General features: G+C 42.0%; 9 protein-coding genes. 1 reads left to right on the top strand and 8 read right to left on the bottom strand.

The features are described from left to right. Positions 1-55: 55 nt before the first annotated feature. The 6 genes from ctaG to cyoE form a co-directional block, all read right to left on the bottom strand. Positions 56-934, bottom strand: coding sequence for a cytochrome c oxidase assembly factor CtaG (ctaG, locus tag NSQ34_RS07085; RefSeq protein ID WP_176967454.1), 879 nt, complete (start codon positions 932-934; stop codon positions 56-58). A gap of 30 nt (positions 935-964) precedes the next feature. Beyond that, complete coding sequence (gene ctaF, locus NSQ34_RS07080) at positions 965-1,294, bottom strand: cytochrome c oxidase subunit IVB (RefSeq protein WP_024426910.1); 330 nt, start codon at positions 1,292-1,294, stop codon at positions 965-967. Between the two features lie 2 nt (positions 1,295-1,296). Next, positions 1,297-1,920: a cytochrome c oxidase subunit III gene (gene ctaE / locus NSQ34_RS07075; RefSeq protein WP_087977219.1), complete on the bottom strand. Its 624-nt coding sequence runs from the start codon at positions 1,918-1,920 to the stop codon at positions 1,297-1,299. Then, positions 1,917-3,788, bottom strand: coding sequence for a cytochrome c oxidase subunit I (gene ctaD / locus NSQ34_RS07070; protein WP_176967455.1), 1,872 nt, complete (start codon positions 3,786-3,788; stop codon positions 1,917-1,919). The genes ctaE and ctaD overlap by 4 nt, the downstream gene beginning before the upstream one ends. A 175-nt stretch (positions 3,789-3,963) precedes the next feature. Further along, a complete protein-coding gene (coxB, locus tag NSQ34_RS07065; RefSeq protein WP_061109797.1) occupies positions 3,964-5,031 on the bottom strand; it encodes a cytochrome c oxidase subunit II in 1,068 nt (355 codons plus the stop codon). Positions 5,032-5,310: 279 nt separating this feature from the next. Beyond that, entirely contained in the window at positions 5,311-6,228 is a 918-nt protein-coding gene (gene cyoE, locus NSQ34_RS07060) for a heme o synthase (protein ID WP_034281660.1), read from the bottom strand. 393 nt (positions 6,229-6,621) lie between these two features. Between cyoE and NSQ34_RS07055 the strand changes: the two genes are divergently transcribed. Then, complete coding sequence (locus NSQ34_RS07055) at positions 6,622-7,545, top strand: heme A synthase (RefSeq protein ID WP_041118118.1); 924 nt, start codon at positions 6,622-6,624, stop codon at positions 7,543-7,545. A gap of 37 nt (positions 7,546-7,582) precedes the next feature. On the opposite strand, the gene NSQ34_RS07050 is transcribed toward NSQ34_RS07055, so the two are convergent. Further along, the gene (locus tag NSQ34_RS07050; protein WP_255290949.1) at positions 7,583-9,019 is read right to left on the bottom strand and encodes a deoxyribodipyrimidine photo-lyase; all 1,437 of its coding nucleotides are present in this window, start codon (positions 9,017-9,019) and stop codon (positions 7,583-7,585) included. A gap of 295 nt (positions 9,020-9,314) precedes the next feature. Then, positions 9,315-12,761, bottom strand: coding sequence for a pyruvate carboxylase (gene pyc, locus NSQ34_RS07045; RefSeq protein ID WP_176967456.1), 3,447 nt, complete (start codon positions 12,759-12,761; stop codon positions 9,315-9,317). Positions 12,762-12,813 lie beyond the last annotated feature (52 nt).

Here is a 12,813-nt window from a genome sequence, read left to right as displayed (position 1 = left end):
AAATATTCTTTATTTTAGCCCTAGATGAAAGCACAGCCATCTGGCTGTGCTTTTTTTACTCATATTTCGGAATAAGCGCATCTGGTACGGCATCTTTCGCTCTTTCTTTTCTTGCCCAGTCAAAGAAGACAACAGCAAGAATAGAGCCGTACACAATCTCCTGAATAATTTTCATCAAAATCGCACCTAGCTGCTGATCCTCTAGCAGCGGCAAGGTGTGGAACATATCAGGGCCAGTGAGAGCAAGGCCAGCAAGCATATCACTTGGCACACATAAATGCAGTGCTTGTATCCAGGCGCCTGCATCTGAATAGGTTGCATAGATCGGTGCCTCACTAAACATGATGAGTGCACAGGCTGGAGTCATCAATATCCCGTCTGCCATGATATATCCAAGCTTCAAAATGCCTGTGATCTGCGGCTGACTTTGGACTTTATGGACAAGCGGCCACCACATGAAAAAGGCAGCGATAAAAATAACCACCGTCATCAATGCGTGGTAAAACGGATCTGTTTTCACAAAATCAAACACAAGCGGAATGTGATACAGCGAAAACAATCCGTTAAATCCAAGCAGTGCAATTAAAGGTTTGGAAAACAAACGGAAAACAGCTTGAATACCTGGTGTTTGAATGATCCGCTCCCATATGGCTGGAGGCAATCCTGTAATAAGGAGAGGCGGGATGACTAGGTATAGCACCGCCATTTGCGCCATATGTGCACTAAACATAATATGCCCCATTAAATCAATTGGGCTCCCTTTCATAGCATATAACAGAACAAGCCCCGTCAGAAATAACGTTTTCTCTTTCACCGTCGCACGGTGCTTTCCCTTTGTCACAAGAAGCAGATAAAGAGCAGCTGCTATCACAATACAAGTCAAATAATAAGGGCTCCATAATGCCCGAAATCCGAATATTTCTAAGTTCTCCATTGCTGCGCCTCCTTCAAGGGCAAAGCGGGTTTACCACCATATAATGGTCAAAAAGGCTAATACGGTAATAAACGCAACAAACACACCTGAGTATAGAAACAAGGCGGGTGTTTCATGCCCTTTTTGGTTCATGTGCATAAAATAATAAAGCTGAAAAGCTACCTGAATGCCTGCAAGCAGTAAAATAAATGGTACTGCGAACCAATTTCCAACGTCTTCTGAGGCGATCGTTAAAAACGCAACAAATGTTAATCCAATCATCAAGCCGAAGGAAATGAGCTGATGCTTCATTTCCTCGGCATTTTTCTTTTTACGATATACAAGATCGACTTTGGACTGATTTGTGTTTTTATTTCCCATTCTTATCCCACCATTCCCATTAAATATACAACGGTAAAGATGAAGACCCACACAACATCAATGAAGTGCCAATAGAGACTTGCCACATAATATTTCGGCGCATTGTATAAATCAAGTCCGCGTCTCATATTTCGAATCATAAGAGCGGTAATCCAGCAAAGTCCGAAGGCAACGTGAGCTCCGTGAGTTCCTACAAGTGTATAGAAGGAAGAACCAAGAGCTGAGCTGGTAATCGTAAACTCATACGCATGCACATAGTGATAAAACTCATAAATCTCAACCCCTAAAAATCCAGCACCTAAAAGGACCGTGATACCAAGCCAAAGCTGCATCTTTTTAAAGGCAAAGTTTTTCATATGATACATGGCATACACACTCGTTAAACTGCTCGTTAATAGAAGCATTGTGGCAATAAAGACAAGTGTGAGGTCAAACATATCAGTTGTTTTTGCTCCGCCTGCATTTGAGTTTTTCAGCGCCAAATAAGTGGCGAAAAGCGATGCAAACAGAACGGTTTCTCCTCCAAGAAACAGCCAGAACCCGACAAACTTATTCTTCCCTTCTAACGTGGCCTTCTCAGGAGAAGCCGGAAAGGTTTCCGCCGTCATTTTTTGTGGTTCCATTATGCTTTCACCTCTTTATCATCGTCGTCAGTCAAATCTTCTTTGTGAATATGGTATCCATGATCATCTTTCAGAGACCTAACCAGCATGGTCGCAAACGTAATGCCAAGACCAATGAAGATCACCGGAAGCCCCCAGCTGTGCTCTTGACGATACATAAAACCAAACGCTGACACAAATAGACCGAATGAGATAATGACAGGCAAGATGGAGTTATTCGGCATGTGAATATCATCGAGCGGTTCAGATGCTGTCATTCCTTTTTTACCATCCATTTTTTCAATCCATAATGGATCTAGTCCTCTGACAAGCGGAAGCTGTTTAAAGTTGTATTCTGGCGGAGGCGAAGACACTGCCCATTCAAGTGTTCTTCCATCTCCCCAAGGATCGCTCGATACACGCTCCCCTTTGGCTGTTGTCCAGATGATATTAATCAGCATGATCACAACAGCTACAAACATAAACAGTGCCCCAATCGTACTGATCAAGTTCCCAAGCTCGAGACCCTGACCTGGCAGGAATGTAAAGACCCGGCGCGGCATGCCCCATAGACCGAGAAAATGCTGGATAAAGAAAGTTAAATGGAAACCGATGAAAAACAGCACAAAGCCAATTTTTCCAAGCTTCTCATTCAGTATTTTTCCAAACATCTTCGGCCACCAGTAATGCACACCTGCTAGAATACCGAATACAACCCCGCCGATAATGACGTAATGGAAATGCGCCACAACAAAATACGTATCATGGAACTGATAATCCGCTGCAGCTGCCGCAAGCATGACCCCAGTTACCCCGCCAAGTAAGAACGACGGAATAAAGGCAACAGAATAAAGCATCGGCGTTGTAAACTTCACATTACCGCCCCATATCGTGAGCAGCCAGTTGAATACTTTAATTCCTGTTGGCACCGCAATTGCCATGGTCGCTACAGCAAAGATCGCATTGGCGATAGGTCCAAGCCCCGTAGTGAACATGTGATGCGCCCATACCATGAATCCAAGGAAACCAATCAATACAGTAGCGAACACCATGGACGAGTAACCAAACAATCTTTTTCTTGCAAACACCGGAATGATCTCAGAGAAGATTCCGAATGCCGGCAGGATCAAGATATATACTTCCGGGTGTCCGAAAATCCAGAACAAATGCTCCCAGATGATTGTATTTCCTCCAAGCTCTGGATTGAAAAAGCTCGTGTCAAACATTCTATCAAGCATCAGCATCGCAAGCCCTGCTGTCAGCGGCGGGAATGCGAATAAAATAAGTGCAGAGGCGACAAATGTCGTCCAAGTAAAGAGCGGCATTCTCATATACGTCATGCCAGGCGCTCTCATATTAATAATCGTTGCAAGAAAGTTAATCCCGGCAATCAGCGTACCAATACCCGCAATCTGCAAACCTAAAATATAGAAATCCATTCCATGCCCTTCTGAATTCAGCGTGAGCGAAGCGTATGCAGTCCAGCCAGCATCAGGTGCTCCGCCCATAAACCATCCAAGGTTTAAGAAAATTCCTCCGAAAAAGAATAACCAAAAACCAAGTGAATTCACAAACGGAAATGCTACGTCACGTGCACCAATTTGAATTGGTACAACCGCATTCATTAATGCAAATAAAAGCGGCATAGCTGCAAGGAAAATCATTGTCGTTCCATGCATCGTCATGATTTCATTGTAAACCCCTGCACTGACAAAATCACTTTCAGGGATGGCTAGCTGAATACGGATAAACATCGCTTCTATCCCGCCAACCAAAAAGAAAAATCCCCCTGCCACTAAATATAATATGGCAATTTTTTTGTGGTCAACCGTTGTCAAGTAATCCCATAAGACAGCGCCAAACCCCCGCTTTTTAGCTATTGTACTCACCATGAAATCCCCCTCTTATCTCCCATTTGCCCCTTTTCATATAGATGTCTTTCTTCACGATCCTTTAAGCAGACTATGTCTGACAGATGACGGCTTCTCGGTTGTAGAGACATATTCGGGAGCTCTTAACAAAAACTTCACATTGATCACATACCCTCTTGAATATTTGCTCTAGGCGTTACTCGATTCTAAGACCTTTTAAATACTCGTAAAGTGCATCTGCTTCTGAGTCATTTAATTTAGGGTACGTTCCTGTCATTTTATTACCTGGTTTAAAGCTTTCCGGATCTTTCAGCCATGCTTTCACATTTTCTTTGTTCATGTCTTTGATTCCAGCTACTTTCGTTCGCTCTCCGAAGGTCGCAAGGTTTGGTGCTGTCCTTGCTGCTTCCGGCCGCTTGTCACCAGGCTCTACTGCGTGACAGCTTAAGCAGTTTTTCTCTTTAAATAGCTTTTCACCCTCTAAAGCGAGATCCTTTGTGGATTCAGGCTTCTTGTAATCAGCCATTTTTTTCGTCCATCCTAAGAACTCATCTTGAGAAAGCGTTTTAACTTTAAAGTCCATTAAAGCATGTGACGGCCCGCAAAGCTCCGCACATTTCCCGTAGAAATATTCCCCTGCATCTTTCGTTCGTTTCGAGTCAAAGGTTAAATAAAATTTGTTCTCATTATCTGTGTTTGTATCAATTTTACCGCCAGCCGATGGAATCCAGAATGAGTGTTTGACATCGGATGCTTTCAGCTTAAAATACACCTTTTGATCTGTTGGTACGATCAATTCCTGACTTGTGACAATCCCATAATCAGGGTATTCAAATTCCCACCAATATAGGCTGGCTCTTACATTAACAACAAGTGTCTTTTCAGGATCTCGTTTTTTCTTATCCATAGCGCTTGTGTCCCCTAGTTCAAGCGTGTATGCAACAACAGGTACAACGAGAATAATGAGTAGAAGAATCGGAATCGCTGTCCATGTGATTTCCAAGTTGCGGTTCCCTTCCACCTGCTTTGGAATCGTATCTTCTCCCACTTTAGAACGTTTGAATTTAATGATGACGTAAAAGAAAATGATCGATACAACAATGACGACAAGAACCATAATAAGTGTACTCAGTACCGTTAGGAAAAACTGTTTATCTGCTACTTCCCCAACTGGCTTGAGTGTTGATAAGTATGGTTCACCACAGCCCGCCAAAACGAGCGTCAGTAAGAGAAACAGTGAATAAACACGCCATTTTCTTATCATAATTTGTCCCAACCCCTTTTGCTTGATCTCCTTTGCCTTTCGCTTTTTACCTCTTATTTATAAAATCACTTCTCACCCATCTATAACCCCCGCCTCTTATAAAAGCACTTACATTTCCTCTTTTCATAAAAAAATGATGTTTTTACTCAAAATACCATCTATGTATAAACAGAAAGCCGCCTAAATAGAACTGAATATCAGGCGGCTTTCATAGTTGTTAGAAAATGTTGTGTTATAAGATATAGCCATTGTTTTGTTGTGATCAAAGTGTATTTCACTCTAGAATAGTGTAATAATAATCATCGCTACGAAAAAGATGGTTAAGTAGTTTAATGAATAAACGAACATGAGCGTCGACCACTTCATGATGTCTTTCATTTTAAAGCCCATAAGGCCAATAACAAGCCATCCAATATTAAGCAATGTACCAAGTGCGACAATCGGCCATCCTAATCCACCTAAGAAAAATGGAAGCGGTAGAAGACATGCTGTCCAAATGATGATCTGACGTTTTGTGACTTCAAAGCCGTAAACAACTGGCAGCATTGGAATGCCCGCCTTACGGTAATCTTCCGTTTTCTTAATCGCAAGTGACAGGAAGTGCGGGATTTGCCAAATGAACATAATCATAAACAAAACCCAAGCCGTTGTGTCGATTGTACCTGTGACAGCTGTCCAGCCGATTAATGGCGGAACCGCGCCAGATACACTTCCGATAACTGTATTGATGGTGTAATGGCGTTTAGACCACATGGTGTAAAGAACCGCATAAGTAAAGACTCCAATAAATCCAATCACTGCTGATGTAATGGTTGTCATCAGAAGCATAATGAGTCCTAATACAACAAGCAGAATGCCAAATGCATACGCTTGCCCCGGCTGAATTTTACCTGTAACCGTCGGTCTTGTTTTTGTTCTTTCCATTAATATATCAATATCACGGTCAAACGCATTATTAATTGCGCATGAACCGGCAATAATAAGAGAAGAACCAATCATTGTTAACAGCACAATATCAAGATTTCCAAGAAAACTCATACCTGTAAAATAAAAAGCAAGCCACATTCCAGTAAATGTCGTAATGAAATTGGAATTGACGATGCCCATTTTAATCAGAGCAAGAAAATCTTTCCACGCTGTTGTTTCTTCTATTTGTCCATGAATAGCTGCTTCCGCGGCTGTTTTGGAATTTGCCAATGTGTATAACCTCCCTTGCCCAAACCTTCAAACGAACGAATGACACGTAAAATCATTACAACTCTATCATACAAGATAAACAGCTGTAAAAAAACATCCTATTAAATAATAAACGACAAACTTGAAGTTATTTGTGAACTTTTCGTGAATTTATTAGGATATATGTGTGTTTCAGAAGGCGGTGCAAAATGAAATATTCTCTCCTCTATTTCTATCAGACTGTCAAAGAAAGATCAAGCACTCTAAATCTGTAAACTTTGTGAACTGACATATCATTTTTTTGTGAACTTTGGTCATTATGAATTGCAACAGAACACGCATTTGGCTTAAACTTGAGAGCATGTGAGGTTTTCATTTACATCAGAAGTTTTTTAGAGAAGGTGAAATAATTTGATGAAATTTGCTTTAAGGCTATTGAGCGTGATCACAACGTTTGTGATGCTGATCGTGCTGATTGGCGGTGCGCTTGTGACGAAAACCGGTTCGGGTCTTGGCTGCGGTAGACAGTGGCCCCTTTGCCACGGTCGTTTCTTTCCTGAAATGAACCCCGCTTCCATCATCGAATGGAGTCACCGCATGTCAACAGGGGTTTCCACCATTCTTGTTCTGGCACTGGCGGTCTTATGCTGGAAAAAAATTAGTCCAGTATTCCGTGAAACCAAATTTTTGGTCATCATGTCCATTATATTTTTAATGCTTCAAGCGCTGTTAGGAGCTCTTGCCGTCGTATTTGGTTCTAACGCACTTGTGATGGCACTGCACTTCGGTATTTCACTCATTTCATTTGCTTCAGTATTACTGCTTGCACTTCTTGTCTTTGAAGCAACCAGATCTGAAACAAAGCTTGTGAAGCCGCTTCATATCGGCAAAAAAATGCAGTTCCATATTTATGGGTTGATCACGTATACGTATATCGTGGTATATACGGGCGCTTATGTGAGACATACAAAGTCAAGCCTTGCTTGTTCTGTCTTCCCGTTTTGTTCAAAAGACGGTGCGCTTCCAGCGTATTTTAATCAGTGGGTTCAAATGTCTCACCGAGCAGCAGCACTTCTTTTATTCGTCTGGATATTTGTCGCTATGTTCCATGCCCTGAAACATTATAAAGAACAGAAGCAGCTGTATTATGGATGGATCATTTCAGCCATTCTCATTACACTTCAAGCCATTTCAGGTGTGATGTCTGTTTATTCTCAGCTTGCACTTGGTTACGCGCTGGCTCATTCATTCTTTATTTCTTGTTTGTTTGGGGTGCTATGCTACTTCTGCTTACTTATTGCCCGGTTTAAATATGAAAGCAAAGAGCCATTTAGATAAAAATTGTATCCCCCTTTCATGTAGAGAGGGGGATTCTTTATTGTCGTTTTGCTTCTTCGAATAGCGAGATGGCTTTTTTGCGTCTTTCCTTGTGATCAACTGTCGGCAGCGGGTATGTATCACCCAGCACACAGCTCGATTTCCGTTGTTCATCTATCGGCATTTTACTTGGTTCATGAATCCATTTTTCCTCAACATGCTCTAGCTCTCGTACATATCTTCTAATATATTCCCCGCTTGGATCAAACCGCTTTGACTGGGTCGTTGGGTTAAAAATACGGAAGTACGGCACGGCATCTGTCCCAACAGAAGCTGCCCACTGAAATCCTCCGATATTCGAAGCCTCATCATAATCCACAAGCTTTTTTGCAAAATACGCTTCTCCCTTTCTCCAATCAATCAAATAGTCCTTTGTTAAAAATGAGGCAGTGACCATTCTTAAACGATTATGCATCCAGCCTTCCTCATTTAATTGTCTCATCCCTGCATCAACGAGAGGAAAGCCTGTTTCACCTTTACACCATGCTTCAAACAGCGTCTCATCTTCATTCCATTTCATCCCTTGAAACGCTGAATTGATTTCTTTTTCTTTCATTTCTGGATAATGAGCATAAATCATATGGTAAAAATCTCGCCACGCCAGCTCTTTGATAAAGGTTTCTCTGCCCTCGTCTTCAAACAGTGCTTCCTCATGTACCGCATAAAAGATCGTTCGAATTGAGATAGTCCCTGTTTTCAAGAAACGTGACAGCTTGCTCGTTCCAAAAACAGATGGCATATCTCGTTTTTCATGGTAACGTGTTAGTCTTTTTTGGATAAAGTCATGCAGCGTGTTCATCGCTTTGTGTGAGCCGATTTGATCAAATTTTCTTGAGCATCTCATGATTATGCTGCGTAGTTTGTCATTCCCTTTGTGTGAAAGTGACTCATCACAAATCGTATGAGCGCTATTGAGAAATGATTTGTCAACTTTTATCACAGGCTGCTTCTCTTGCTTTCGCCATGATTGATAGTATGGAGTAAACACTTGATAATGAGTGCCATCCCTTTTTAAAATATCTTGCGCCCCGTGAAGGTGTGTATCTTGCCATTTTGAAACATGAATGCCCTTCTTTTCTAAAAAATCGGTTACTTGATGGTCACGCTTTTGACCGATTCCCACTTGATCTTCATTAAAAAAGACAGCTTTGATGTCATACACATCGATAACTTGCTGAAAGGCACGCAAGACATCGCCATAGAGAAGGTGAATATACATTTGAGATTCTCTTGCTTTCTTGATAAAATGCGCCAAGCTTTGAAAAAAATGTTCGTTGTTTAAATCGAGGTCCATTTCAGTAAAAAATGGATCTAGATGATAAAGAGCAAATAATTTGTACTCGTGTTTTTTTGCATATGTGATCGCTTTTGACAAGGCGATATGATCATCTAATCGCATATCCCGGCGAAACCAAATCACAACAATGTTGTCCAACTTTCTTCACCTCACTCTATAGTGTAATCACTCTCACTGGCTGCTGCACATTTTAATGCGCTCAAAAAAGACACATCACGGTGGATGTGTCTCCGATTGTTGACAAATGTCTAAAATGATTTTTTTTAGACATTTGTCTTCTTTTCAGCGTGATAGAAAACCTTTGCAGTCTAGGAAGTACAGCTACTTTTGCAGAGCGAATTTGACATTCGTGAGCACCAGCGCACAGGACTAACAAAGAATGCGAGGGTTTGTCTACACGCTGAGACACATCACGGTGGATGTGTCTCACTTCTTATTCAGGCTTTAATACGATTAACAGATCACCGGTTTGAATCGGTTCTCCATTTGTCACATGTATTTCATCTACGACCGCAGAAAATGGTGCTTGTACAGTCGTTTCCATTTTCATGGCTTCATTGATCATCAAATGCTCACCTTGTGAAATTTTCTGCCCTTTTTCCACGAGTACTTTGATCACAGTGCCTGGCATCGATGCGGCGATGTGATTTGGATTTGAACGGTCCGCCTTCATTTTTTCTTGAACGGAGGATTTGATGCTTTCATCCTTAATCACCACTTCACGCGGCTGGCCATTTAACTCAAAGTAAAGAACTCTTGTGGCATCTGGATTCGGTTCACCAATTGATACGAGTTTGACAATCAGGGTTTTTCCTTTTTCGATTTCTACCTCAATCTCTTCTCCAAGCCTCATCCCGTAGAAGAACGTTGGTGTATCAAGAACAGAGATGTCACCATAGCTTTCTGCTGTTTGGACAAATTCAGAAAAGACTTTCGGATATAAGGCATACGCAATTGCGTCTTGCTCTGTTAACGTCAGGTCATGAGATTCTTTGAACTGCTTCTTAATGTCTTCAAAGTCCACTGGCTTCAGCTTCTCACCAGGTCTGACAGTAAGAGGCTCTTCCCCTTTTAAAATCAGCTTTTGCAGCTTTTCTGGGAATCCGCCATGCGGCTGGCCTAAATAGCCTTTAAATAATTCCACAACAGAATCCGGGAAGTCTAGTGTTGCGCCTTTTTCATAAACATCTTCTTCTGTTAGATCATTTTGCACCATGTAAAGTGCCATATCTCCAACTACTTTAGAGGATGGTGTTACCTTTACAATATCACCAAACATGTCATTCACACGTCTGTACATTTCCTTTACTTCATTCCAGCGCTCGCCAAGACCGACACCTTTCGCCTGCTGCTGCAAGTTACTATATTGACCGCCAGGCATTTCATGCTCATAAATTTCTGTATGAGGCGAATTCATGCCGCTTTCAAATTCATGATAGTATTTTCTGACGGAATCCCAGTATTGAGAAAGGCGTTCGACAGATTGGACGTTCATGTCTGGCTTTCTTTCATGACCATCTAAAGCATAATAAAGTGAGCTTGCACTTGGCTGCGATGTGAGTCCTGCCATAGAGCTGACGGCAACATCCACAATATCAACACCTGCATCAATCGCTCTTGCATAGGTGAACAGTCCATTTCCACTCGTGTCATGCGTATGAAGGTGGATAGGGATCGTAAGCTCATCTTTTAAAGCAGAGACTAGCTCGTAGGCTGCCTGCGGTTTTAATAGCCCCGCCATATCTTTAATACCTAAAATATGCGCGCCGGCAGATTCAAGCTCTTTTGCAAGAGATACATAGTAATCAAGATCATATTTTGGACGAGATGGATCAAGAATATCTCCCGTATAACAAATGGCCGCCTCTGCCACTTTGCCTGATTCCCGAACAGAATCAATGGCAAGCGTCATGCCTTTGACCCAGTTTAAGCTGTCGAAAATACGGAACACATCAATGCCTGCCTCGGCTGATTCTTTTACAAATGCTTTGATCACATTATCCGGATAGTTTGTATATCCGACAGCATTTGATGATCTTAACAGCATTTGGAACAGCGTGTTTGGCACTTCATGACGAAGCTCTTTCAATCGTTCCCAAGGATCTTCTTTTAAGAAACGGTACGCAACATCAAATGTAGCGCCGCCCCACATTTCCATACTAAACAGCTCTGGCCATAAACCTGCTGTCGGCTGGGCAACTTTCTTTAAATCATGTGTTCTGAAGCGTGTCGCAAGAAGAGACTGATGCGCATCTCTAAAGGTTGTGTCAGTTAAAAGGACGTTATTTTGTTCTTTTACCCAGTTGGCAAGTCCCTCAGGTCCATGCGTATCTAACAATTGTTTTGTCCCAGGCGGAATCTCTTGATTAAAAGGAAGCTTCGGTACGTCTGGCTTGTCAAAATGAGGCTTCTTTTTCTCCGCAATACCCGGGAACCCATTAATGGTAACGTTACCAATATAAGTCAGCATCTTCGTTCCGCGGTCTTTTTGCTTAGGGAAATTAAATAGCTCTGGCGTTGAGTCGATAAACGATGTATCGTATTCCCCTTTTAGGAACTTCTCATGCTTAGCCACATTTTCAAGAAATGGGATGTTAGTTTTAATCCCGCGAATCCTGAATTCTTGTAAATTTCGGACCATTTTAGCAGCCGCTTGATCAAACGTGAGCGCCCATGTAGACAGCTTGACCAATAGTGAGTCGTAATAAGGTGTAATGACCGCACCTTGGAAGCTGTTCCCTGTATCAAGACGTACACCAAATCCCCCACCTGAGCGGTAGGCCATAATTTTTCCTGTGTCTGGCATAAAGTCATTTAAAGGATCTTCTGTTGTGACCCTTGATTGAATGGCAAAGCCGTGTGTAAAGATATCTTCTTGCTTTGGAATACCAACTTCTTTGCTGTGAAGGTTATGCCCCTTTGCAACAAGAATTTGGGTTTGAACGATATCGACACCTGTGATCATTTCTGTAATCGTGTGTTCTACCTGCACCCTTGGATTGACTTCAATAAAGTAAAACTCTCCATTTGCAACAAGGAATTCTACAGTCCCTGCATTAATGTACGATACATTCTTGGCCAGCTGGACAGCTGCTTCGCAAATATCTTCACGCAATTGATCTGTTAGAGACACACTTGGCGCCACTTCAATGACCTTTTGATGCCGCCTTTGAACAGAGCAGTCACGCTCATATAAATGAATGATATTGCCGTGATTGTCTCCAATCACCTGCACTTCAATATGTTTTGGATTTTCAATCAGCTTTTCAACGTATACTTCGTCATTTCCAAAAGCAGCTTTTGCCTCTGACTTCGCACGGTCATAGGCTTCCTTCAGCTCTTCTTTTGATCTGACAATGCGCATACCCCGGCCGCCGCCGCCTAGTGAAGCTTTAATAATAAACGGGTAACCGTATTCTTCACCGAATTTTTCGACTTCTTCGGCCGAATCAACTGGTCCGTCACTTCCTGGAATGACTGGAATACCAGCTTTTTTCGCTTCATCTCTCGCCTTTACTTTATCTCCAAACATATCTAAATGCTGAGAAGTTGGACCGATAAATTGAATGCCTTCCTCTTCGCATCGTCTTGCAAAATGAATGTTTTCGGATAAAAATCCGTAGCCTGGATGAATCGCATCCACGTCATTTCGTTTTGCAATTTCGATGATCCCCTCGATATCGAGGTAGGCATCAATCGGTTTCTTCCCTTCTCCAACTAGATATGCTTCATCAGCTTTATAGCGATGATAAGAGCCCGAGTCTTCTTTGGAATAAATGGCTACTGTACGTAAGTTGAGCTCCGTACAGGCCCTGAAGACTCTGATAGCGATTTCCCCTCTGTTTGCAACTAGAACCTTTTGAATTGTTCTCTGTGACATTCTCACTCCTCCATATCCCTTAAAATTTTATATGTACTCTATAATAAAGGAA

The sequence above is a fragment of the Bacillus sp. FSL P2-0069 genome, from assembly GCF_038593315.1.
Taxonomy (GTDB): Bacteria; Bacillota; Bacilli; order Bacillales; family Bacillaceae; genus Bacillus; species Bacillus safensis.
Note: the sequence above shows the minus strand (reverse complement) of the source record. Positions and strands in the feature narration are given on the sequence as shown.